This window comes from Streptomyces xiaopingdaonensis, from assembly GCF_000262345.1.
Lineage (GTDB): Bacteria > Actinomycetota > Actinomycetes > Streptomycetales > Streptomycetaceae > Streptomyces > Streptomyces xiaopingdaonensis.
This window is the reverse complement of the sequence record NZ_AJTQ01000237.1, coordinates 1-22126: the sequence shown is the minus strand read 5'-3', so window position 1 is coordinate 22126 and position 22126 is coordinate 1. Positions and strand designations below refer to the sequence as shown.

Below are 22126 nucleotides of genomic sequence, written 5' to 3'. Positions count from 1 at the left end.
CGTAAGAACGGACGTGAGGGGCCCGCCGGGATCGGCGGGCCCCTCACGCGTCGTGCCCGGCGTCAGATGCCGAGGACCACGCGCGCGGTGAGGAAGTAGATCACCAGCCCCGTGGCGTCGACGAGCGTGGTGACCATCGGGGCCGAGACGACCGCGGGGTCGATCCGCAGGCGCTTGGCGAGCAGCGGCATCGTGCCGCCGACCGTCGCCGCCCAGGCGCAGATGATCACCAGCGCGAGCGCCACGACGGAGGCGATCCGCGGCCCGACGAAGAGGGCGCCCAGGCCGAGCGCCAGCACCGCGAGGAGCAGCCCGAGGAGCAGCCCGACCCGGCACTCCCGCCAGATCACCGCGAAGAGGTCGCTGCCGCGCACCTCGCCGACCGCGAGCGCCCGGACCGCGGTCGTCGCCGCCTGCGCGCCCGCGTTCCCGCCGGTCCCGATGAGCAGCGGGATGAACATCGCGAGCTGGGTGACCTGCTCGAGCGTCCCCTCGAAGATCTGCGTCACCCCGACGGTGAACGTCGCGGCGACGAGCAGGAGCAGCAGCCACACCACGCGGTACCGCGCGAGCTGCCAGACCGACGCCGCCATGTAGTGGCCCGACCACGGCGCCGAGCCGGACTGCCGGGCGACGTCCTCGGTGTCCGCCGCCTCGATCACCTCGACGGCGTCGTCGATGGTGAGGAGGCCGACGAGACGGTCCTCGCTGTCGACGACGGGGAGGTCGAGGACGTTGGTCTCGCGCATCAGGCGGGCCGCGTCCTCGGCCGGGTCGGTGGCGTACGCGCGGGGAGCCTCGGTGCGCACGAGGTCGGCGACCTCCCGCTCCGGCGAGGTGAGCACCAGTTCGCGGAGTTCGACGACGCCGGTGAGCCGCCTGCCCGAGTCGACGACCGGCAGTGTGTAGACGGTCTCGGCCTCGCCGCCGCGCGACCGGACGCGCTCCAGCGCCTGGCCGACGGTGAGGTGCTGGTTGAGCGCGACGGTCTGCGGCGTCATGTACCGGCCGACCGAGCCCTCGGGGTAGCCGAGGAGCGCGGCCGTGACCCGGCGGTCGCGCGGGCTCAGTCCGGCGAGTACGCGTTGGACGACCTTCGCCGGGGCTTCGCGGAGCATGCGGACCCGGTCGTCCGGGTCCATTCCGTCGACGACGTCGCGGAAGGCGGTGTCGCGGAGCCCCATGAGGATGGCCTGCTGGTCGACGGGCTCCAGCTCCTCGAAGACGGAGACGGCCTTGTCCTTGTCGAGGAGGCGGAAGGCGACGACGGCGTCGACGTCGTCCATCCGCGCGAGCTCGTCGGCGATGAGGTGCGGGGGGCGGTCGTCGAGCCAGTACTGGGCGCCGCGCAGGTCGTGGTTCTCCAGGGCGTCCTGGAGGTCGGTGGGGAGTTCATCGGGCAGCTGGGAGTGCGTCATGGCAGGGCTGACCTCGGTCCGGTGGTGAGAAAGCTGGCGCGCGGACACCGCACTGCGTCGCGCACACCCTGCCCCGCGCGCGGCGCACTGAGTACGGCCGGAAGGCTTACGGGACGACGGGGCTCGCGACGGCGGTGCCGGGTGGTCGACTGGGAGGCTCACCGCGCATGGCGTGACCACCTCCTCACCTGACAGGACCGTTCGGGACGGCGCGTTCCGCGCGGAAGCCGCTTCGCGTAGCGCCCTTGGGCCGCACCGGGCCGCAGCCCAGGATACGCGCCCCGGGCGGCCGGCACCGCTGCGGGCACCGCTCGCCTGCGGCGACGGCTCAGTCGCGGCAGAGCAGCAGGAGCGCGCGGTCGTCGTTGACGTCCCGGGCGACGGTCTCGATGAGGTGCCAGGCGGCGCCGTGGAAGCTGGAGGCGACGTAGCGGTCGGCCTCGCCCATGAGGCGGTCGAGGCCGTCGTCGAGTTCTCGCTCGGGCGCTTCGACGAGGCCGTCGGTGAAGAGCATCAGGACGTCCCCCGCGCGCAGCCGCCCCTTGATCGGGTCGAAGTGTGCGCCGCCGTAGACGCCGAGGAGCGGTCCCTGCGCTGCCTGCTCCTCCCACTTCCCCGAGCCGGCGTGGAGCTGGAGCGCGGGGACGTGTCCTGCCGAGAAGAGTTCGTAGTCGCCGCTGTCGAGGTCGAGGACGAGGTGGACGGAGGTGGCGAACCCCTCCTGCCAGTCCTGACGGAGGAGGTAGGCGTTGGCCGCCGGCAGGAAGGCGTGCGGCGGGAGGGAGCCGAGGAGGCCGCCGAAGGCGCCGGAGAGGAGGAGCGCACGCGAGGCGGCGTCCATCCCCTTGCCCGAGACGTCGGTGAGGACGACCTCGAGCGTGCGGTTGCGGCGTCCGGTGCGGGCGGCGACGACGAAGTCGCCGGAGAACGACTGCCCGCCCGCGGGCCGCAGCGCCATCTCGCGGTGCCAACCGGCGGGCAGCTTCGGCAACTTGCTCTGCACCCTGAGCCGCTCGCGCAGGTCGAAGAGCATCGTGCCGCCGCGCCGCCAGGGCACCCCGACGCGGCTCCGGAACTGCGCGACGATGAGCCCGGAGAGACCGGCGATGGCCACGACGAGCACGGTGCCCGGCGTGACTCTGCCCGCGCCGCTCTCGTACGGGCCGAGCGTCGCCGACTCGACGATCATCGCGGTCGCCGAACCCGCGTAGAGCAGGAGCAGCGAGGCGGGCCGCAGCAGCAACCCGCCCGCGATGATGGGGAGTACGAGCGCCTCGGGCGCGAACCAGACGGGGACGAGGAGCGTGCCGACGGCGAGCGCGGGCACGGTCGAGAGCAGGGCGACGAGCGGCAGCCAGTCGGAGCCGCCGCCGCGGAAGTAGTCGACGGCGGAGCGGCGCAGGCCGATGCGGGCCCGGTGCAGGGCCTTGCGCGCCCTGTTCGCCCGGGCCGTCGGAGGGTTGATGCCCGCGCGGCCTGCCGCCATGTTCCGGGACCCTATCCACCCGTTCGGCGGCGCGTCGATTCCCGGCGCGCCGCTGCCGGCCAACTCGGGTCAGCAGGCCGTGCATCGGCACGTGCAGGCCGCTGCGCGGCGCCCGGAACTCATTGGTCGCACCGCGAACTGCCTGGTATGCAGGGGGACATGACGCACGAGCCGGAAGCTCTTCAAGCAGCCGGGTCCGCGCCGCAGGCGTCACCTCGGTCTACACCGCGCCCACGCACCGCAGGCGGGGCGTCCTCCGCTCCCTGATGCGGCGGCAGTTGGACGACCTCCACGAGGCGGGCGAGGAACCGCTCGCCGTGCTCACCGCCACGGAGCCCGCGATCTACGGCCGGTTCGGGTACGGCACGGCGTCGCGCAAGGTGGACGCACGGCTCGATGCGGGCGGGGTACGGCTGCAACTCCCCCCGTCCGCCGAGAAGGTGCGGCTGCGTCTCGTCGACGAGCCGGCCCTCGTACGCGAGGAGTGCGAGGAGGTCTACGCCGCCTGCGTGCCGCGCCGCGCGGGGATGCTGGAGCGGCTCCCCGGCTGGGAGAACGTCGCCTCCTCGGCACGGCGGAGCGGCGCCACGGCGCGACGGCGCCCGCATGCGTCCTCGCCGAGGGCCGCACCACGGGCTACGCCCCCAAGCGGGGCGCCGACGAGCGCGGCGTCCACCGGGGCACCGTCGTCGTGCGGGACTTGACGGCGCTCGACCCCGGCTCGGCCGGCGCCCTGCGGCAGTACCTCCTCGACCTCGACCTGATGCCGACGGTGCGGACGGGCAGCCTGCCCGTCGACGACCCGCTCCTGGAGATGGCCGACGACCTCCGCCGCTGCTCCCCCGCCCTGCGCGGCGACCTGTGCTGCCGCCCCGTCGAGCTGGGCCGCGCGCTCGCCTCCCGTGCCTACGCGCAGGGGGTGGACGTCGTGCTGGAGGTCGAGGACGCCTTCTGCCCGTGGAACCCGGGGCGTTGGCGGCTCAGTGGCGACGAGTCGGGCGCCACCTGCGAGCCGACCCGGAAAGCGGCCGAACTCTCGCTCGCCGCCAGGGAGTTGGGGGCTGCGTATCTGGGCGGCACCTCGCTGCTCTCGCTGGAGCGGGCGGGGCGGGTCGGGGAGATCCGTCCCGGCGCGCTCCGCGTCGCCTCGGCGGCGTTCCGCACGGAGCCGGCGCCCTGGGTGCCGCACGGGTTCCGAGGCGCCCGACTACCCGCGCTGCGAGGCCGGTTGGCAGCGCGGGCACCAGAAGAGGTTCCGCGCGGCGAGTCGCGCGGTGCGCACCTCGGTGCCGCAGAGCAGGCACGGCTGCCCGGCCCTGCGGTAGACGTAGACCTCCCCGCCGTGGTCGTCGACACGCGGCGGGCGGCCCATCGCCTCCGGCGTGTGCTCGGGGCGCACGGTGTCGATCCGGCCGCTGCGCACGCCGTCCCGCATCAGCGCGGCGAGGTCGGCCCAGACGGCGTCGAACTCCTCGCGCGTCAGGGCTCGTCCGGGGAGGTAGGGGTCGATGCCGTGGCGGAAGAGGACCTCGGCGCGGTAGACGTTGCCGACGCCTGCCACCGTCGACTGTTCCATGAGCAGCGCGGCGACGGTGGTGCGGCTGCGCGAGACGCGCCGCCAGGCGGCCTCGGGTGCGGCGTCGTCGCGGAGCGGGTCGGGGCCGAGCCGTGCGCGGACCGCCTCCGCCTCCTCGGGCGTGAGCAGCTCGCAGCGGGTGGGCCCGCGCAACTCCCCGTACTCGACCTCCGGTTGCTCCGCGCCCTCCCGCTGCGGGCCGACGAGGCGGAGCCGTATCTGCCCGACGGGCGGGGGAAGGGGGCCGGTGCCGAACCTGAAGGTGCCGTAGAGCCCCAGGTGGATGTGGACGGTCTCGGCGCGGGAGAAGCCGAGGAAGAGGTGCTTGCCGTGGGCCGTCGCCTCGGTGAGCACGGCGCCGTCGACGAGGGCGGCGCCGTCGGAGAACTTCCCCTGCGGGCTGTCGGCGCGCACCGGGCGCCCGCCGAACCGGTCGCGGCACTCCCCCGCGAGCCGGTGGATGGTGTGGCCTTCGGGCAACGCGCCCCTCGCTCTCCGCGTGCTCCCGCGTCAGTCCTGCGGGTGGTGGGCCGGGACCGGGGGGAGTTCGCCGTCGTGCTCATAGGCGGAGAGCATGCCGATGCGGCGGAGGTGGCGCTCGCCGTCGGAGAACGGGATGGTGAGGAAGGTGCGGACGAAGTCGATCGCCTCGTCGGTCGTGTGCATCCGGGCGCCGATGCCGAGCATGTTGGCGTCGTTGTGCTCACGGGCGAGGGAGGCCGTCTCCGCGCTCCAGGCGAGCGCACAGCGCACGCCCTTGACCTTGTTGGCGGCGATCTGCTCGCCGTTGCCCGAGCCGCCGACGACGACGCCGAGCGCCTCGGCGTCCGCGGCGGTGCGCTCGGCGGCGCGGAGGCAGAAGGGCGGGTAGTCGTCCTCGGCGTCGTAGAGGTGGGGGCCGCAGTCGACGGGCTCGTGGCCCTCGGACTTCAGCCAGTCGGCGAGGGCGTTCTTGAGTTCGTAGCCGGCATGGTCGGAGCCGAGGTACACGCGCATGGCGTGGAGTCTAGGCGCATGCCTCCGGCGGGAAGAGCGCGGCCCCGCCCTCCCGGCAGGTGGGAGGGCGGGGCCGCGCGAGAGGAACGCCGGTCAGCGGCGGCCGGCGAGCTTCCACGCGGTGGGGAGCGCGCCCATCGCCAGGGCCATCTTCAGTGCGTCGCCGACGATGAACGGGACGAAGCCGACGGCGAGCGCCTCGACGAGCGAGATGTCGGTGGCGAAGGCGAGGTAGGGGACGCCGATCGCGTAGATCGCGAGGTTGCCCGCGGCCATGGTGCCTGCGGTGCGCAGGACGCTGCGGTCGCCGCCGCGACGGGCGAGCGAGCCGACGACGACGGCGGCGAGCATCATCCCGAAGAGGTAGCCGAAGGTGGCGCCCCCGGCGCCGGAGGTGCCGCCCTGGAGCCACGGCACCCCGGCCGCTCCGGCGAGCGTGTAGACGAGCAGCGCGAGCAGGCCCCGGTGCGCGCCGAGCCCCGCGCCGACGAGGAGCGCCGCGAAGGTCTGCCCGGTCACCGGCACGGGCGATCCCGGTACGGGCATGACGAGTTGCGCGGCGGCGCCGGTCAGCGCGGCCCCGCCGAGGACGAGCGCGACGTCGCGGACGCGGGCGCGGGCCGCGGTCGAGGCGGGAACGAGGTCGGCGAGGACGGCACCGGGGCGCGTCGCGGCGACTGGGGTGAGGGCACTCATCGGCGTCTCCGAGTCTGTCGTCGTGGGTGCTCCGCACGTCCGGAACACGGGGGACCCGTCGACGCTAGCGGACCTCGCGCCCGTACGTTCCGTGACGTTGATGACACCGACACGGTCCAACACCCGTATTGACACGCTCTGCTGCCCATGCGTCACGCTCTGCCGAATGCGTCCGGATGCCGGGATGGTGTACTCGGTTACTGGACCGGCCGACAGCGGTGCAACCACACTGCCCACGGCGTCGTCGCCCCCTCGGGCGCCGGTCCCGGAACCACCCGCACTCATGAACGGCCCCCCACACATGTCGGCACCCCAGGGCGCGGAGCCCGCGGCCCCCTCACATCCGAGCACCGCGCAGCAGTCGCTCTCGCACGGCCTCAAGCAGCGCCACCTGTCGATGATCGCCCTCGGCGGTGTCATCGGCGCCGGTCTCTTCGTCGGGTCCGGCGCGGGCATCGCCGCCGCCGGGCCCTCGATCGTCCTCGCCTACGCGGGCTCCGGGTTGCTGGTGATGCTGGTGATGCGGATGCTCGGCGAGATGTCGGCCGCGAACCCGGCATCCGGGTCCTTCTCCGTGCACGCCGAGCGCTCGCTCGGTCCGTGGGCCGGGTTCACCGCCGGCTGGATCTACTGGACGCTGCTGTGCGTCGCGATCGCGACCGAGGCGACGGCGGCCGCCGCGATCGTCGTGAGGTGGCTGCCGGGCACCGAGCCCTGGATGTGGGTCGCGCTCTTCATGCTTCTCTTCTGCGGGAGCAACCTCACAGCGGTGCGGAACTTCGGCGAGTACGAGTTCTGGTTCGCCGCGCTGAAGGTCTTCGCGATCTCCGGGTTCCTCGTCCTCGGCGTGCTCGCCGTCCTCGGGGTACTGCCGGGGACCGAATCCCCGGGCGGCGACAACCTCTTCGGGCAGGGCGGCTTCTTCCCCATGGGCACGGACGGCTTGATCGTCGGGCTGCTCGCTTCCGTCTTCGCGTACGGCGGCCTGGAGACGGTGACGATCGCGGCGGCCGAGTCGGAGAGGCCGGTCTCGGGCGTCGCGAAGGCGGTGCGCACCGCGGTGTGGCGGATCGCGGTCTTCTACGTCGGCTCGATGCTGGTGATCGTCACGCTCATCCCCTGGCACGACCGCGGGGTGCTCGGCGGCCCGTACGCGGCGGTCCTCGGGCACCTCGGGGTGCCGGCGGCAGCCGAGGTGATGAACGTGGTCGTGTTGATCGCGCTGCTCTCCGCGATGAACGCCAACATCTACGGCGCCTCGCGGATGTCCTACTCGCTCGTGGAGCGGGGCGAGGGGCCGCGGTTCCTCAACCGCCTCAGCCGGCAGGGGGTTCCGCGGTACGCGGTGGTGGGCTCGTCGCTCTTCGGGTTCGTCGCCGTCCTCTTCAACTTCTGGTGGCCGGACACGGTCTTCCGCTGGCTGCTGAACATGGTCGGCGCGGCGACGCTCGTCGTCTGGGGGTTCATCGCCGTCTCGCAGCTCATCACCCGCCACCGGCTGGAGCGCACGGCGCCGGAGAAGCTGGTGGTGCGGATGTGGCTCTTCCCCGGCCTCACCGTGGTGGCGCTGCTGGGGATCGTCGCCGTGCTGCTCCTGATGCTCCGCGAGGACGAGACGCGGACTCAACTCGCCTTCACCGCAGGGCTGACGGTCGCCCTCGCCTGCGGCGGCCTCGTACGGCAGTTCCTCGCCGGACGGCGACGCACCCCGGTGGAGGACGCCCGGCAGGAGTGACCGGCCGGTCCACCGGCAGCAGCGCACGCGCCGACGGAGCGGAGCGCCCCGAGCGAGGGGCGCTCCGCTCCGTTCTTCGTTCTTGCTGCTACCTTCTTTTTGCAAGTAATGTGCAAGAGCGGAGGGCGCGCACATGTCTGTCTACACGCTTCCTGAACTCCCCTACGACTACTCGGCGCTGGAGCCCGTGATCACAGGCGAGATCATCGAGCTCCACCACGACAAGCACCACGCCACCTACGTCAAGGGCGCCAACGACGCCCTGGAGCAGCTCGCCGAAGCCCGTGACAAGGACCAGTGGGCCGCGATCAACGGCCTGGAGAAGAACCTGGCCTTCCACCTCTCGGGCCACATCCTGCACTCGATCTACTGGCAGAACATGACGGGAGACGGCGGCGGCGAACCGCTGGAGAAGGACGGGACGGGGGAGCTCGCCGACGCCGTCGCCGAGTCCTTCGGCAGCTTCGCCAAGTTCAAGGCGCAGCTCACCAAGGCGGCGGCGACCACGCAGGGTTCGGGATGGGGCGTCCTCGCCTACGAGCCCGTCACCGGCCGGCTCATCGTCGAGCAGGTCTACGACCACCAGGGCAACGTGGGCCAGGGCTCGGTGCCGATCCTCGTCTTCGACGCCTGGGAGCACGCCTTCTACCTCCAGTACCGGAACCAGAAGGTGGACTTCGTCGAGGCGATGTGGCGCGTCGTCAACTGGCAGGACGTCGCCGAGCGTTACCGCGCGGCGAAGGAGCGCGCCGGCTCGCTGATCCTGGCGCCCTGACCTGGCGCCACGGACCCTGTCCTCGTGATCGTCTTCTCACCCTTCGCGCGGACAGGTACAGGCGGGGGCGGGCCCCGGCAGATCCGGACCCGCCTCCGCCGCCTGCTGCGGAGGCGTCAGTCGAAGATCGGCTCGACATCGCGGGTGCGCTTGAGCTCGAAGAAGCCGGGCGTGGAAGCGACGAGGAGCGTCCCGTCCCACAGCTTCGCCGCGGCCTCGCCCTTCGGGGCAGGCGTGACGACGGGGCCGAAGAAGGCGACCTGCTCGCCCGCGGCACCCGGCACCGCGATCACCGGGGTGCCGACTTCCTGGCCGACGAGGTCGATGCCGGCCTTGTGCGAGGCGCGGAGCCGCTCGTCGTAGGCGTCGGTGTCGGCCGCGTCCGCGAGGTCGGCGGGGAGCCCTGCCTCGCGGAGCGCCGCCTCGATCACCTCGCGGCCCCTTCCCTCCGCGCGGTTGTGGAAGCGGACGCCGAGCGCCGTGTAGAGCGGGCCGAGCACCTCGCTCCCGAACTTCTCCTCGGCCGCGATGCAGACCCGTACGGGGGCCCAGCCGGATGCCATCAACTCGCGGTAGTGCTCCGGGAGTTCGTCGAGCCGGGGCTCGTTGAGCACGGAGAGGCTCATCACGTGCCAGCGCACCTGCACGTCGCGTACCTTCTCGACCTCCAGCATCCAGCGGGACGTCATCCAGGCCCAGGGGCAGAGCGGGTCGAACCAGAAGTCGACGGGTGTCTTCTCCGACACGGATTCTCCTTTGCGGCCGTCTCAGTGCGGTGGCGGTCGGCGGCGCGGGGAGCCGGGCCGCCGGAGGCAAGGGTATGCGTCGCGAGGGACAACCGGCGGCGCGGCGGAGGCATTCCCCCGCTGCGCCGCGGCTGCCGGTTCCGGGCGTGTGACCGCGTGCGATCCTGATCCGGTCGTCCACCCAGCGAGACGCGCGCCGCCGACCACCACAGCGGCCGGGCGTGCGCGCGAGATGAGGAGCCGTGCCGTGCCCGGAGAGAACCTGACGCGCGAGGAGGCCCGCGAGCGGGCCGGGTTGCTCGACGTGCGCGAGTACCAGATCTCCCTCGACCTGCGTCCCGCCCTCTCCCCGCCGCCGGCCGAAGGCCCCCGGACGTTCCGCTCCACGACGACGATCAGGTTCGACTGCGCGCACGAGGGCGCCGAGACCTTCGCCGACCTGCTCGCCCCGCACGTCCACTCGGTGCGGCTCAACGGCGAGTCCCAACCCGTCGACCGGATCTTCGACGGCAGCCGCATCACCCTCACGGGGCTGCGCTGCGGCACCAACGAACTCACCGTCGACGCGCAGTGCGCCTTCAGCCGCACCGGCGAGGGCATGCACCACTTCGTCGACCCCGAGGACGGCGAGACCTACCTCTACACCCAGTACGAACCCTCCGACGCGCGCCGCGTCTTCGCCAACTTCGAGCAGCCCGACCTCAAGGCCCCCTACGACTTCACCGTCACGGCACCCGTCGGCTGGACGGTGCTGAGCAACGGCGCCCAGCAGGGCGAATCGCGCCCCCTCGACGACGGCGCCTCCGCGGTCTGGCGGTTCGCACGGACACAGCCGATCTCCACCTACATCACGACCGTCGTCGCCGGCCCTTACCACTACGTCTCCGACGTCTACCGGCGCACCCTCGACGGCGGGCGCACCCTGGAGATCCCGCTCGGCGCGCTCTGCCGCAAGGGCCTCGCACCGTACTTCGACCCCGACGACATCTTCACCGTCACCAAGCAGGGCCTCGACTTCTTCCACGAACACTTCGACTACCCGTACCCGTTCGGCAAGTACGACCAGGCGTTCGTCCCCGAGTACAACCTCGGCGCGATGGAGAACCCCGGCTGCGTCACCTTCCGCGAGGAGTACGTCTTCCGCGGGAAGGTCACCGCGGCCTCCTACGAGGGCCGCGCCAACACGATCCTCCACGAGATGGCCCACATGTGGTTCGGCGACCTCGTCACCATGGAGTGGTGGGACGACCTGTGGCTGAAGGAGTCCTTCGCCGACTTCATGGGCGCGCTCGCACTGGTGGAGGCGACCCGCTTCACCGACGCCTGGATCACCTTCGCCAACGGCCGCAAGTCCTGGGCCCACCGCGCGGATCAGCTCCCCTCCACGCACCCGATCACCGCCGACATCCGCGACCTCCAGGACGCCAAGCTCAACTTCGACGGGATCACCTACGCCAAGGGCGCCTCCGTCCTCAAGCAGCTCGTCGCCTACGTCGGAAGGGACGCCTTCCTGGAGGGCGCGCGCCGCTACTTCAAGCGGCACGCGTGGGGCAACACCCGCCTCGACGACCTCCTCTCGGTCCTCGCGGAGACCTCGGGCCGCGACATGACGGAGTGGTCGCGCGCCTGGCTCCAGACGGCCGGAGTCAACGTCCTCACCCCGCAGTTGACCTACGACGCGCACGGCCGCCTCACCGAACTCGGCATCCTCCAGGAGGCGGCGCCGCTCCCCGGCACTGGGCAGGAGGGCGTGCTGCGCCCGCACCGCGTCGCCGTCGGGCTCTACCGCAGGGACGCCGCCGAGGGGACGCTGGAGCGGTACGCGCGCGCCGAGCTCGACGTGGCGGGGCCGCACACGCCGGTCCCCCAACTCGTCGGCGCCGAGCGGCCGGACCTCGTCCTCGTCAACGACGAGGACCTCACCTACGCCAAGGTCAGATTCGACGAGGTCTCCCTGCAGACCCTCCGCGACCACCTCGGCGACCTCGCGGGCCCCGCCGCCGTCCCCGGCGCGACGCCCGGGCCCGCCTCGTACAATCCCTCGATGTCCCGGGCGCTCTGCTGGTCCGCGCTGTGGAACCTCACGAGGGACGGGCTGGTCCCGGCGCGCGACTTCGTCGGCATGGTGCTGAGGTTCGCCGGCGAGGAGAGCGACGTCGGGATGCTCCAGAGGCTCCAGTCCCAGGCGCGCACCGCCGTCGAGCTCTACACCGCGCCCGCCTTCCGCGAGGAGACGGCGCGGCGGCTCGCCGAGGGCGCCGTCTCGCAGTTGCGCCTCGCCCCGCCCGGCAGCGGCCACCAGCTCGCCTGGGCACGGTGCTTCGCCTCGCTCGCGACCGCCGAGCGCGACCTGCGGGTGCTGCGCGGACTGCTCGACGGGCGCGGCGGCATCGACGGACTCGACGTCGACCAGGAGATGCGGTGGACGCTGCTGGGCTCGCTCGCCGCCGCGGGTGAGGCCGACGCGGCCGAGCTGGAGCGCGAACTCGCCCGCGACGACACCGCTTCGGGCAAGCGCCACCAGGTGCGGTGCCTGGCGGCGCGGCCCTCGGCCGAGGTGAAGGCCGACGCCTGGAGCCGGGTCGTCGAGACCGACACCCTCTCCAACGCCTTCGTGGAGGCGACGCTCGCGGGCTTCCAGCAGGCGGGCCAGCGGAAGTTGACCGCCCCGTACGTCCGGCCCTACTTCGAGGTGCTGCAGCGCGTCTGGGCCGAGCGCTCGATCGAGAGCGCCATGTCCGTGGTGCGCGGGCTCTTCCCGACGTACCAGACGGAGCCGGCCACGCTCGCCACCGCCGACGCATGGCTGACGGCGCACGAGGACGCGGCGCCCGCGCTGCGCCGCCTCGTCCTGGAGGGCCGCGACGACCTCGCGCGCTCGCTGCGGGCCCAGGAGACGGACGCGGAGGCGGGCGAGCCGGAGTGAGGAAGGCGGGGGCGGCCGGCGTACCGACGGGGCCGGTTGCTCCCGCGCTCCGCCTGCTCAGCGCAGGGTGAGCGGGGTCTCGACTTCGGCGCGAGTCAGCTTCTCGGGGGTGCGGACGTAGTAGATGCCGGTGATGCGGGCGTTCTCCACGGTGAGGGACATGACACCGTCGAGCGCGCCGTCGACGCGCACGGCGAGCGCCGGGCTGCCGTTCGCCACGGTGGACTCGCACGTGAGCGTGGCGTCGACCCGCTCGGAGCCGCGGAGGTAGAGGCGGGTCACCTTCTCCGCGCCGACGATCGGCTGCGGCGGCGCCGCCTTGGTGCCGCCGCCGTCGCCGAGCAGGACGACCTCGGGGGCGAGTACGTCGAGGAAGTCCTGCGGATTCCGCGACTCGATCGCGCGCCGGAAGGATTCGGCGACCGCCCGGGCCTCGCTCGACGAGACCGGCTTGCGGGGGCGGCGCGCTTCGACGTGCCGGCGGGCGCGCTGGGCGATCTGACGGACGGCCGCGGGGCTCTTGCCGACGGCGGCTGCGATCTCGCCGTGGGCGACGTCGAAGACCTCGCGCAGGACGAAGACGGCCCGCTCCGTCGGCGAAAGCGTCTCCAGTACCACCATGAGCGCCATCGACACGCTCTCGGCGAGTTCGACGTCCTCGGCCACGTCCGGCGTGGTGAGCAGCGGTTCGGGCAGCCACTGGCCGACGTACGTCTCCTTGCGGCGGTTGGTGGTGCGCAGCCGGTTGAGCGCCTGGCGGGTCGTGATCCTGACGAGGTACGCGCGCGCGTCGCTCACCCGCCCCAGGTCGACCTCGACCCACCGGAGCCAGGTCTCCTGGAGGACGTCCTCCGCATCGGCGGCCGAGCCGAGCATCTCGTAGGCGACGGTGAAGAGCAGGTTGCGGTGGGCGACGAACCTCTCGGTCGCCGGGTCGGTGGTGTGCTCGCTCATCGTGCGGTCCCTCTCCTTACCGATCGGCCTTCGTACAGGCGGATTTCGGACGTGGGCCCCCGCGACCGGCGCGAGGGCCCGGGCCGCCGACCGACCGGCCGGGCTGCCCGTTCAGGTGGTCGGCGCCTCGCTGCGCGCCGCCTGCGCCAGGTGCCGGCGCCTGGCGGCTCCGCCTGCCATGCGGTGCAGGCGGAACGAGCCGGGTTTGTGCGCCTCGTCCGCCAGGAGCTTCGGGATGCCCTTGCAGACGGACTCCTTGAGCCGGGCCCCCAGACGGTCGCCGACATGCAACGGCACCGCGACGTCCGACCTGTTGGCGAACTGGAGGACGCCGGCGCCCCGGCCCAGGCTGAGGCACTGCGCGGCGAACGTCCGGCGGAGCACCCCGGGTTGCTCGCCCGCAAGGCGGCTGAGCACAGTGTCGGCGGCCCGCGCGCCGAGTGGCATCGCAGCCTGGCAGCTCATCCGCAGCGGCTGGTCCGAGGGCGCAGCCGAGTCGCCTGCCGCGACGATACGGTCGTCGTCCACGCTGGTCAGGGTCTCGTCCGTACGCAGGCGCCCCAGGTCGTCGACGCTCAGCCCGCTGCGCACGGCGAGGTCGGGGACGCCGAAGCCGACGGTCCATACCGTCACCGCGCTCGGCAACGCACGGCCGTCGGCGAGGTGCACGGCGTCCGGTGCGACGGCCGTCACCGAAGCGCCGGGACCGTCGAGGACGGTCGCGCCGAGCCGGGCCAGCCGCCCGGCGACCGCGCGTCGACCCCGGGGATGCAGGTACGGACCGAGCACGCCGCCGCAGACCAACGTCACGGTACGGCCGGCCTCCGCCAACTCGGCGGCGATCTCGATGCCGGTGGGGCCTGCGCCGACCACCGTCACCGCAGCCGCCGCGGGCGTGTCCGCGAGGACCGGCCGCAGCCGCTGCGCTTCCTCCAATGTGGCGATCGGATAGGCGTGTTCGGCCACTCCCGGCACACTCGGCGCAGCACTGCCGCTGCCCACCGCGTAGACCAGGTAGTCGTAGCCGACCGTGGTCCCCGACGCCAACGTCACGCCCCGCTCCGTCACGTCGATCCGTGCCACGGCGTCGACCAGCAGCCGGACGCGCTCGCCCAGGATCTCCCGGTAGTCGACGACCGCTTCGTCGGACCCGCCCACCAGTTGGTGCAGGCGGACCCGGTGGACGAAGGTCGGGCGCGGGTTGATCAGGGTCACGGTCACGTCGTCGCGGCGGGTCAGCCGGTTCGCCGCCATCACGCCCGCGTAGCCGCCGCCGACGACGACCGCCTCGGTCTTCTCGGTCATGGTGTCTCCTCTGCCTTCAAGGGGTTCGGGCACAGGACACCGCGCGGCCGACGAGTGTGACGGCTTGTGAGGCAGGTCACTCGCGCGGGCTGACGCTCCGGGGCGTGCCCCGTCGGCCCAGTGGCACCCCTCGACCGCCGGCACCCGACGCCAGCCGCACGCCCCGACCGTCGACCGGCGCGCTACGCAGGCGCGTTCACGCCGCCGCCGGCTCCCGCGTCGGGGAGCTGCCGTTCTCGCGGAGCCAGCGGCGGTACGCCTCGCTTCCCCAGGCGATCTCCTCGTAGGCGGACTTCAGGTCGGCGAGGAGCGCCTCCGTCGACGGCTCCGCCGCGTTGCCCGTGCGGCAGGCGAGGAGGAGGCGGACGCCGAGCGGGTCGCCGTCGAGCGGTTTGATCACCATGCCGGCGCGCGGCCGGGCCGTCGGCTGGCAGGGCATCACGACGACGCCTGCGGTGACGAGGTCGGCGGCGGTGAGGTAGTCGCCGCAGACGACGCGCGGGGCGAGGCCCTCGGCGGCGAGGACGCGGTGGAGGCCGTCCCAGTCGCCGTCGACCGACGGGTCGACCATCCACTGCGCGTCCGCGAAGTCGGCGAGGCGCACGCGCGGTGCGGCCGCCCGCGGGTGGCTCGACGGGATCGCCATGAACTGCGGTTCGCGGCGGATGAGTTCGCGCACCTCGACGCCGCGCGGATAGGTGAGCGGAGCCCCCTCGACCTCGTGGACGTAGGCCGCGTCGAGCTGGTTGGCGGCGACCATCCGCAGGAGCGCGTTGGCCGAGACGTCGGACTGGAACGTGATGTCGGTCTCCGGAAGGCGCGCATGGAGGCGCCGCAGCCAACCCGGCACGGCACGGCTGTTGTTGCTGCCGATCCGCAACCGCCTGCCGCCCTGGCGGCCCGCCGCGTCCCGCGCCTCCTCGACGAGCGCGCTCATCTCGGCGACGAGCGGCCGCGCCCTGATCAGCACGGACCTGCCCAGCGTCGTCGGACGGCTCCCGGTGCGCTCACGGGAGAAGAGCTGGCCGCCGACCGCCTGCTCGATGCGGCGGAGTTGGGTGGTGAGCGAAGGCTGGCTCATGCCCAGTTGGCGGGCGGCCTTGTGCACACTGCCGGTGTCGGCTATCGCCAACAGCGCACGAAGGTGTCTCACTTCGAGCTCCACGGCCCGGAGCATAACGGCGACCGCAAGTCGCGCACCAGAAGGCGTTGAGCCCGAACGTCCCGTGGGTATCAGGTGATTGGGCAAGGCTATCGCCAGTTGCCATCATCCGCCGCGAGAGCGTGCATCGCAGACTCTCTCTCGGCAGGAGTCCATATCCGGTCCGGCCGCGGCTGTCTCCCCACCCCGACAGAAGTCGGCCGCGGCCCATCGAGCGAGTTCGGACGAGAAGGAGACCCCCCACATGTCCCAGCACAGCTTCCGGCGCACCGCGCTGTCGGCCGCTCTCGGCGTCGGCCTCGCCGCCGGGCTCGGCCTCGGCGCCGTGCCTGCCTCGGCCGCACCGGCACCGGCCCCCGCCTCCAGCGGCGACACCGCCTCGGTGCAGGGCTACACCGGCGAACAGAACAAGGCCAACGAGGAGTTCTTCAAGGCCGTCGTCAAGGACGCCCTGCAGAAGCAGGCGGCCGACCCGAGCGCCAAGCAGGTGACCGTCGTCTACGACGCGAGCGCGGCGCCCACCTTCAGCAGCGAGATAGCCAACAGCGCGGCGGTGTGGAACTCCGCGGTCAGCAACGTGCAGTTGCAGGAGGGCAGCAACGCCAGCTTCGACTACCGGGAGGGCAACGACTCGCGCGGCTCGTACGCCTACACCGACGGCCACGGCGGCGGGTACATCTTCCTCGACTACGCGCAGAACGAGGAGTACTCCTCCAACCGCGTCGTGGCGCACGAGACCGGCCACGTGCTGGGGCTCCCCGACAACTACTCCGGCCCCTGCGAGGAGTTGATGTCGGGCGGCGGTCCCGGTCCCTCCTGCACCAACGACCAGCCGAACTCCGCCGAGCGCTCCCAGGTCGAGCAGCTCTGGGCGAACGGAGTGACCAGCGCGCTCTTCGAGGCCGCGGCCTTCTGAGCCGGAGAGCACGGCCCGCACGCGGGCCTCGGCCCTTTCGGGAAGGGCTCCCGGCCGACGCTCCTCGGCCGGGCTCCGGGTCCCGTCCCGTTCGTTCTCACGGGACCCGGCACGGGGACCGCACACGGTGCGGTCGCACCGCGGGGAGCCGCCCCGCGGCGGCGCCGTCCGGCCGCACGGCCGGAGGCGGGCGCGTCCCCACAACGCGCCCGCACACCCCCCACCGGCGTCCCGCCTCCTCCGGCGCGGCCCCGGACGGCTCGCCCGTCCGGGGTCTTCGTGCGCCCGGGGCGCGGGTCAGCCCTGCCGCGCCCCCGCTTCCGCGTCGGCCCGCTGCGCCCTCAGGGCGCGCTCCACGCCGGCCCGCGACTCCGTGACGAGCCGCCGCAGCGCGGCGTTCGGCTCGGCGCGGGCGAGCCAGGCGTCCGTCGCGTCGAGCGTGGCCTGCGAGACCTGGAGCGCCGGGTAGTAGCCGAGGGCGACCTGCTGCGCCATCTCGTGGCTGCGCTTCTCCCAGACGTCGGCGACGACGTCGAAGTACCGCTCCGCGTAAGGCGCGAGCAGCTCGCGCTGGTCGACCTGGAGGAAGCCGCCGATCACCGCCTCCTGCACGGCGTTGGGCAGCTCGTCGCTGTCCACGGTCGCCTCCCACGCCTCGGCCTTCGCCTCCGGCGTCGGCCGGGCGGCGCGCGCCGAGGCTGCGTACCGCTCGCCCGCCGACGTGGCGTCGCGCGCCAGCTCGGCGGCGATCTCCGGCTCGTCGGCACGGCCGGTGGCGGCGAGCCGGGTGAGGAACGCCCACCGCAGCTCGGTGTCGACGACGAGGCCGGGGATCGTCTCGCTCCCGTCCAGCAGCCTTGCGAGGAGGTCGAGTTGGTCAGGGGTGCGTGCCGTCGCGGCGAAGGCGCGCGCCCATGCGAGCTGGTGGTCGCTGCCCGGCTCGGCGGCCCGCAGCTCCGCCAGCGCCGCCTCCGTCCACCGCGCGAGGCCCGTCGCCCGCCACTCGGGGTCCGCGTACTGGTCGAGCGCGAGCTTCACCTGGCGTTGGAGCGACTGGACGACGCCGATGTCGCTCTCCTTGCCGATGCCGCTGAGGACGAGCGCGAGGTAGTCGCGCGCGGGGAGTTCGGCGTCCCTCGTCATGTCCCAGGCGGTCGCCCAGCACAGGCCGCGGGTGAGCGAGGGGTTGGCGGGCGGGGTGCCGTCGCCCGCCTCCTCGGCGCTGAAGTCGCCGAGGTGCTCGGTGACCGTCGCGAGGGAGAGGTCGTCGAGGCGCACCTTGGCGTAGGTGAGGTCGTCGTCGTTGAGGAGGACGACGTCGGCGCGCTGCCGTCCGACGAGCTCCGGTACCTCGGTGAGCGGCCCGTCGACGTCGAGCTCGGTACGGCCCGTGCGTACCAACGCGCCGTTGCGCAGGGTGTATTCGCCGATCGCGATGCGGTGCGGGCGGAGCGTCGGCTCGCCGCGCGCCCCCGCCGGGAGCGCGGGCGCCTCCTGGCGGACGGCGAAGGAGGTGACGGTGCCGTCGTCGGCGGTGGTGATCTCGGGGCGCAGGACGTTGATCCCCGCCGTCTGGAGCCACGCCTTCGACCAGGAGGCGAGGTCCCGTCCCGAGGACTCCTCCAGTGCGCCGAGGAGGTCGCCGAGGCGGGTGTTGCCCCACTCGTGGCGGCGGAAGTACGCCTGCACGCCGCGGAAGAACTCGTCCATGCCGACGTAGGCGACGAGCTGCTTGAGGACGGAGGCGCCCTTGGCGTAGGTGATGCCGTCGAAGTTGACGAGGACGTCGTCGAGGTCGCCGATGTCCGCCATGATCGGGTGGGTGGACGGCAGTTGGTCCTGGCGGTACGCCCAGGTCTTCATCTGGTTGGCGAAGCTCGTCCAGGCGCTCGGCCAGCGGCTGCCGGGGGCGTGCGCGAGGCAGGCCATCGAGGTGTAGGTGGCGAACGACTCGTTGAGCCACAGGTCGTTCCACCACTCCATGGTGACGAGGTCGCCGAACCACATGTGGGCGAGCTCGTGGAGGATCGTCTCGGCCCTGCCCTCGTACGCGGCGTCGGTCGTCTTCGACCGGAAGACGTACTGGTCCCTGATGGTGACGGCGCCCGCGTTCTCCATCGCGCCCGCGTTGAACTCGGGGACGAAGAGCTGGTCGTACTTGGCGAACGGGTACGGGTAGGCGAACTTCTCGTGGAACCAGTCGAATCCGAGCCGCGTGGTCTCGAAGAGCGCGTCGGCGTCGAGGAACTCGGCGAGCGAGGGACGGCAGTAGAGGCCGAGCGGGACGACGCGGCCGTCTGGCGCCTCCCAGCTGCTGTGGACTGCGTGGTAGGGGCCGGCGATGAGCGCGGTGACGTAGGTGGAGATCCGCTCGGTCGGCTCGAAGCTCCAGACGTTCCGCTCCGGGCGGGGCGTCGGCGAGTTGGAGACGACGGTCCAGCCCTCGGGCGCCGTGACGGTGAACCGGAAGCTCGCCTTGAGGTCGGGCTGCTCGAAGCTCGCGAAGACCCGGCGCGCGTCGGGCACCTCGAACTGTGTGTAGAGGTACACCTGGTCGTCCACCGGGTCGACGAACCGGTGGAGCCCCTCGCCGGTGTTGGTGTAGGCGCAGTCGGCGACGACGCGGAGCTCGTTGCGTCCGGCGAGGAGCCCGTCGAGCGCGATCCGGGAGTCGGCGAAGACCTCTGCGGGGTCGCGCTCCTCACCGTTGAGGGTGACCTGGAGGACGGCGGGGGCGACGAGGTCGACGAAGGTGGACCCGGACCGCGCCGCGTCGAAGGTCACGGTGGTGACCGAGCGGAAGGTGCCGCCCGCGGGCGCGGTGCTCAGGTCCAGCTCGATGTCGTAGGAGTCCACGGCGAGCAGCTCCGCCCGCTGCCGGGCCTCGTCGCGCGTCAGATTGGTGCCTGGCACTTGTGTTTCCCCACTTTCGCGGTCACGGGCTTCGTACGTCCTCGACGTCATACTTGCACGGCGCAGACGGGCTCCGAGCCCCGCGTCGCGACGTCCGGGGCCGCCCGTCTCAACTCGCCCGCCCCGCAAGCCCGTCGACGCACGCCCTGATCGAGGGCGTCTCCGTCTGCGCATGCCAGACCGCCAGCATCTCGCGCCGCAGCTCCGGACGGACCGGGACGAAACTCACACCCGCGGGCGAGGGCCGCTGCCCTATCTCCGGCACGAGCGCCACCGCGAGCCCGTTGGCGACGAACGCGAGCTGGGTGCCGAACTCCCCCAGCCGGTACGGCACCCGCGGCTCGATCCCGCGGCCGCGCAACGCCTGGACGAGCGACTCGTACGGATCACTCCCCGGCGGACAGCTCGCCCAGACCTCGTCGTCGAGCTCGGCGAGGTCGACGACGTCGCGCCCCGCGCACGGGTGCGCGGTCGAGAGCGCGACGTCCACCCGCTCGACGGCGATCCGCCGCAGCGCCAGGCCCTCGGGCAGCGGCATCGGGCGGCTCGTCCAGCTCTCGGCGAGGAGCAGGTCGAGTTCGCCGCCGAGGACCATGGGGACGAGGTCGGCGGCCTCGCCGTCGACGACCGAGGGCGCGAGCCGCGGGTGGCGTTCGGTGAGCACCGAGAGGACGTCGGGCAGCAGGGTGCGCAGCGAGCTGCCGATGCCGCCGATCCGCAGCGGGCCGACGACCTCGCCTTCGAGGTCGGCGAGGTCGGACTCGGCGGCGGCGAGCTGCGCGACGACGCGCCGCGCGTGCACTGCGAGGACGCGCCCCGCCTGGGTGAGCCGCACCCCGCGCCCCGCGGGCTCCAGCAGCTTGCGGCCCGACTCCCGCTCCAGCCTGGCGAGTTGCTGGGAGACGCCGGAGGGCGTGACGTGGAGTATCCGCGCGGCCAGCGCGAGCGTGCCGTGGGTGGCGACGGCGTCGAGCGCCCGCAGTCTCTCGGTTCCGTACACCTGAGCGATGCTAACCAATTCCCCGCAGAAATCATCGCTGTTGCTTTCGGTTGACCCCGTGCAGAGTGAAGGCCATGGCAGTTGACGAGCGCGACGGCGACGCGACCCACCCCCGACCCGGGTTCCTCGCCCGGCGCGGCCCCATGCCCCTCGCCGTCGCCGGCTCGCTCTGCATCGCGGCGCCCGCGGGCTTCGTCAAGCTCTCCGGGGTCGACGGCGGCACCGCGGCCGTGCTGCGCTGTGCTCTCGCGCTGCTCGTCCTCGTACCGCTGACGCTGCTGGAGCGCCGCCGCCACGGTCCGCGCCCGCGCCGGCTGCGGCTCCTCGACCTCGCGGCCGGCGGGCTGCTCGGAATCGACTTCGTCCTCTGGGGCGAGGCGATATCCCGGGTCGGTGCCTCCATCACGAGCGTGCTCCTCAACATGCAGGTCGTCGTGTTCCCGCTGCTGGCCTTGGTGTTCACCCGTACGAGACCGAGCGTCCGGTACTGGCGCGCCGTCCCCGTGCTGCTCTTCGGCGTGGCACTCGCCGGCGGCGCGCTCGGCAGCTCCGAGCCGGGGAGCGACCCGGTCCGCGGCGCCGTCTACGGAACCCTCGCCGGGTGCGCCTTCGCCGGTTACCTCTTCCTCACCCGGCTCGCAGGCGGCCGCACCCCGCACGCCGTGCACCCCGTCTGCACCTCGACGACGGGTGCGCTGCTCACCTCCGCCGTCCTCGGCGCGGCGTGGACGGGGATCGACCCGGCCCCCGGCTGGGGCCCGGTGGGCTGGCTGGCAGGGGCCGCGCTGCTCGGCCAGGTGCTCGCCTGGATGCTCATCGGCCAGGCTCTGCCCCGCCTCTCGGCGGCCACGGGCTCCGCGCTCCTCGTCCTCCAGCCGGTCGCCGCGATCGTCTTCGGCCTCTTCCTCGACGAGCGGCCCACCTGGACGCAGTGGGCGGGGAGCGCGCTGGTGCTCCTCGGCGTCTGGTACGCGAGCCGAGCGGAACGGCAGGCGTCCCCGACCGGCTGACGGGAAGGGCCCGTCGGGCGCGGGTAACCTCAGTCGGCGCCCTCCGTCGCACGCACCCGGGCCAACCGCTCGGCCACGGCCGGCGGATGGAAGGGGCGCCGCGGGTCCTCGGAGTGCGGCCCGAAGACGAAGGCGGGGCTGCGGCCGAGCGTCCGGTGCGCGACCTCGTCGAGGACGAGCCGGTGCCGCCTGCGCGCGGCGGCCGTCGCCGAGTCGGCGGACACGTCGGCGCCGCACGTCTCCGGCTCGCCCGCCGGCAGCGGCGAGAGCACGCGCAGCAGGAACCGCGCCTCGCGGTGGGCGACCGCACCGGGCACCTCCGGTTCACGGGCCAACGCACCCTGGAGGTGGTGGAGTTGCAGGATGCACGGCACGGGCGACGCCGGGCCCGCGAGGTCGGCGACGGCGGTGAGCTCCGTGGCGTCGAGCCCGTCGAGCAGGGCGCTGTCCCCGTCGTAGGCGTGCGGCTCCTCCGGGTCGCGGTGGACGGTGTGCGCCTGCGCGTACGGGAG

The 22126-nt window shown here is 73.0% G+C and carries 17 protein-coding genes and 2 pseudogenes; 7 read left to right on the top strand and 12 right to left on the bottom strand.

Annotated elements, in window-relative coordinates; genetic code table 11:
• Nucleotides 1-62 precede the first annotated feature (62 nt).
• Together mgtE and UWG_RS0118800 are read right to left on the bottom strand one after the other, a co-directional pair.
• Entirely contained in the window at nt 63-1418 is a 1356-nt protein-coding gene (mgtE, locus tag UWG_RS0118805; protein ID WP_016908757.1) for a magnesium transporter, read from the bottom strand.
• A gap of 328 nt (nt 1419-1746) precedes the next feature.
• On the bottom strand, nt 1747-2904 hold the full coding sequence (locus UWG_RS0118800; protein ID WP_016908756.1) for a PP2C family protein-serine/threonine phosphatase: 1158 nt from the start codon (nt 2902-2904) through the stop codon (nt 1747-1749).
• A gap of 122 nt (nt 2905-3026) precedes the next feature.
• On the opposite strand from UWG_RS0118800, the gene UWG_RS33275 reads away from it, so the two are divergent.
• Together UWG_RS33275 and UWG_RS34280 are read left to right on the top strand one after the other, a co-directional pair.
• Nucleotides 3027-3608 (top strand): GNAT family N-acetyltransferase, encoded by a 582-nt coding sequence (locus UWG_RS33275; protein ID WP_078495681.1) that lies wholly within the window; start codon nt 3027-3029, stop codon nt 3606-3608.
• Nucleotides 3548-4030: pseudogene (locus tag UWG_RS34280) on the top strand (sterol carrier protein domain-containing protein); the annotation flags it as partial. The gene UWG_RS33275 and the pseudogene UWG_RS34280, both read left to right, overlap by 61 nt.
• Nucleotides 4031-4111: 81 nt before the next feature.
• Here the strand turns inward: UWG_RS34280 and UWG_RS0118790 are convergent.
• From UWG_RS0118790 to UWG_RS0118780, 3 genes are all read right to left on the bottom strand, one after another.
• Nucleotides 4112-4960 (bottom strand): Fpg/Nei family DNA glycosylase, encoded by an 849-nt coding sequence (locus UWG_RS0118790; protein ID WP_016908755.1) that lies wholly within the window; start codon nt 4958-4960, stop codon nt 4112-4114.
• Nucleotides 4961-4990: 30 nt separating this feature from the next.
• The gene (locus tag UWG_RS0118785) at nt 4991-5476 is read right to left on the bottom strand and encodes a ribose-5-phosphate isomerase (RefSeq protein ID WP_016908754.1); all 486 of its coding nucleotides are present in this window, start codon (nt 5474-5476) and stop codon (nt 4991-4993) included.
• A 93-nt stretch (nt 5477-5569) separates the two neighbouring features.
• The gene (locus UWG_RS0118780) at nt 5570-6172 is read right to left on the bottom strand and encodes a biotin transporter BioY (protein ID WP_016908753.1); all 603 of its coding nucleotides are present in this window, start codon (nt 6170-6172) and stop codon (nt 5570-5572) included.
• A 283-nt stretch (nt 6173-6455) separates the two neighbouring features.
• Between UWG_RS0118780 and UWG_RS0118775 the strand changes: the two genes are divergently transcribed.
• Nucleotides 6456-7907 (top strand): amino acid permease, encoded by a 1452-nt coding sequence (locus tag UWG_RS0118775; protein WP_420235637.1) that lies wholly within the window; start codon nt 6456-6458, stop codon nt 7905-7907.
• A 133-nt stretch (nt 7908-8040) separates the two neighbouring features.
• Entirely contained in the window at nt 8041-8682 is a 642-nt protein-coding gene (locus tag UWG_RS0118770) for a superoxide dismutase (RefSeq protein ID WP_016908751.1), read from the top strand.
• Between the two features lie 116 nt (nt 8683-8798).
• Here the strand turns inward: UWG_RS0118770 and UWG_RS0118765 are convergent, their stop codons facing one another.
• Nucleotides 8799-9428, bottom strand: coding sequence for a DsbA family protein (locus UWG_RS0118765; protein ID WP_016908750.1), 630 nt, complete (start codon nt 9426-9428; stop codon nt 8799-8801).
• Nucleotides 9429-9675: 247 nt separating this feature from the next.
• Here UWG_RS0118765 and pepN (UWG_RS0118760) point away from each other — a divergent pair, with 247 nt between their 5' ends.
• Entirely contained in the window at nt 9676-12354 is a 2679-nt protein-coding gene (gene pepN, locus UWG_RS0118760; protein ID WP_016908749.1) for an aminopeptidase N, read from the top strand.
• A 57-nt stretch (nt 12355-12411) separates the two neighbouring features.
• Here the strand turns inward: pepN (UWG_RS0118760) and UWG_RS0118755 are convergent, their stop codons facing one another.
• The 3 genes from UWG_RS0118755 to UWG_RS0118745 all read right to left on the bottom strand — a co-directional run bounded on the left by UWG_RS0118755 (nt 12412) and on the right by UWG_RS0118745 (nt 15790).
• Nucleotides 12412-13308, bottom strand: a complete 897-nt coding sequence (locus tag UWG_RS0118755; RefSeq protein WP_016908748.1) for an RNA polymerase sigma-70 factor — start codon at nt 13306-13308, stop codon at nt 12412-12414.
• A gap of 111 nt (nt 13309-13419) precedes the next feature.
• Entirely contained in the window at nt 13420-14613 is a 1194-nt protein-coding gene (locus UWG_RS0118750; RefSeq protein ID WP_016908747.1) for an NAD(P)/FAD-dependent oxidoreductase, read from the bottom strand.
• A gap of 196 nt (nt 14614-14809) precedes the next feature.
• Complete coding sequence (locus UWG_RS0118745; protein WP_016908746.1) at nt 14810-15790, bottom strand: LysR family transcriptional regulator; 981 nt, start codon at nt 15788-15790, stop codon at nt 14810-14812.
• A gap of 229 nt (nt 15791-16019) precedes the next feature.
• Between UWG_RS0118745 and snpA the strand changes: the two genes are divergently transcribed.
• Entirely contained in the window at nt 16020-16691 is a 672-nt protein-coding gene (gene snpA, locus UWG_RS0118740) for a snapalysin (protein WP_016908745.1), read from the top strand.
• A 297-nt stretch (nt 16692-16988) separates the two neighbouring features.
• On the opposite strand, the gene pepN (UWG_RS0118735) is transcribed toward snpA, so the two are convergent.
• Together pepN (UWG_RS0118735) and UWG_RS0118730 are read right to left on the bottom strand one after the other, a co-directional pair.
• A complete protein-coding gene (gene pepN, locus UWG_RS0118735; RefSeq protein WP_016908744.1) occupies nt 16989-19604 on the bottom strand; it encodes an aminopeptidase N in 2616 nt (871 codons plus the stop codon).
• Nucleotides 19605-19713: 109 nt separating this feature from the next.
• Nucleotides 19714-20604 (bottom strand): LysR family transcriptional regulator, encoded by an 891-nt coding sequence (locus UWG_RS0118730; protein ID WP_016908743.1) that lies wholly within the window; start codon nt 20602-20604, stop codon nt 19714-19716.
• Between the two features lie 74 nt (nt 20605-20678).
• Here UWG_RS0118730 and UWG_RS0118725 point away from each other — a divergent pair, with 74 nt between their 5' ends.
• A complete protein-coding gene (locus UWG_RS0118725; protein ID WP_016908742.1) occupies nt 20679-21614 on the top strand; it encodes a DMT family transporter in 936 nt (311 codons plus the stop codon).
• Between the two features lie 29 nt (nt 21615-21643).
• Here the strand turns inward: UWG_RS0118725 and UWG_RS30455 are convergent.
• Nucleotides 21644-22126 (bottom strand): annotated as a pseudogene (locus tag UWG_RS30455) (FAD-binding protein); the annotation flags it as partial.

What these genes read in the sequence shown, in the direction of transcription:
- UWG_RS0118780 (WP_016908753.1), bottom strand. Translation starts at nt 6,172, where the DNA reads ATGAGTGCCCTCACCCCAGTCGCCGCGACGCGCCCCGGTGCCGTCCTC.
- UWG_RS0118750 (WP_016908747.1), bottom strand. Translation starts at nt 14,613, where the DNA reads ATGACCGAGAAGACCGAGGCGGTCGTCGTCGGCGGCGGCTACGCGGGC.
- UWG_RS0118785 (WP_016908754.1), bottom strand. Translation starts at nt 5,476, where the DNA reads ATGCGCGTGTACCTCGGCTCCGACCATGCCGGCTACGAACTCAAGAAC.
- UWG_RS0118755 (WP_016908748.1), bottom strand. Translation starts at nt 13,308, where the DNA reads ATGAGCGAGCACACCACCGACCCGGCGACCGAGAGGTTCGTCGCCCAC.
- UWG_RS0118725 (WP_016908742.1), top strand. Translation starts at nt 20,679, where the DNA reads ATGGCAGTTGACGAGCGCGACGGCGACGCGACCCACCCCCGACCCGGG.
- UWG_RS0118770 (WP_016908751.1), top strand. Translation starts at nt 8,041, where the DNA reads ATGTCTGTCTACACGCTTCCTGAACTCCCCTACGACTACTCGGCGCTG.
- UWG_RS0118745 (WP_016908746.1), bottom strand. Translation starts at nt 15,790, where the DNA reads ATGCTCCGGGCCGTGGAGCTCGAAGTGAGACACCTTCGTGCGCTGTTG.
- snpA (WP_016908745.1), top strand. Translation starts at nt 16,020, where the DNA reads ATGTCCCAGCACAGCTTCCGGCGCACCGCGCTGTCGGCCGCTCTCGGC.
- UWG_RS0118775 (WP_420235637.1), top strand. Translation starts at nt 6,456, where the DNA reads ATGAACGGCCCCCCACACATGTCGGCACCCCAGGGCGCGGAGCCCGCG.
- UWG_RS0118800 (WP_016908756.1), bottom strand. Translation starts at nt 2,904, where the DNA reads ATGGCGGCAGGCCGCGCGGGCATCAACCCTCCGACGGCCCGGGCGAAC.
- mgtE (WP_016908757.1), bottom strand. Translation starts at nt 1,418, where the DNA reads ATGACGCACTCCCAGCTGCCCGATGAACTCCCCACCGACCTCCAGGAC.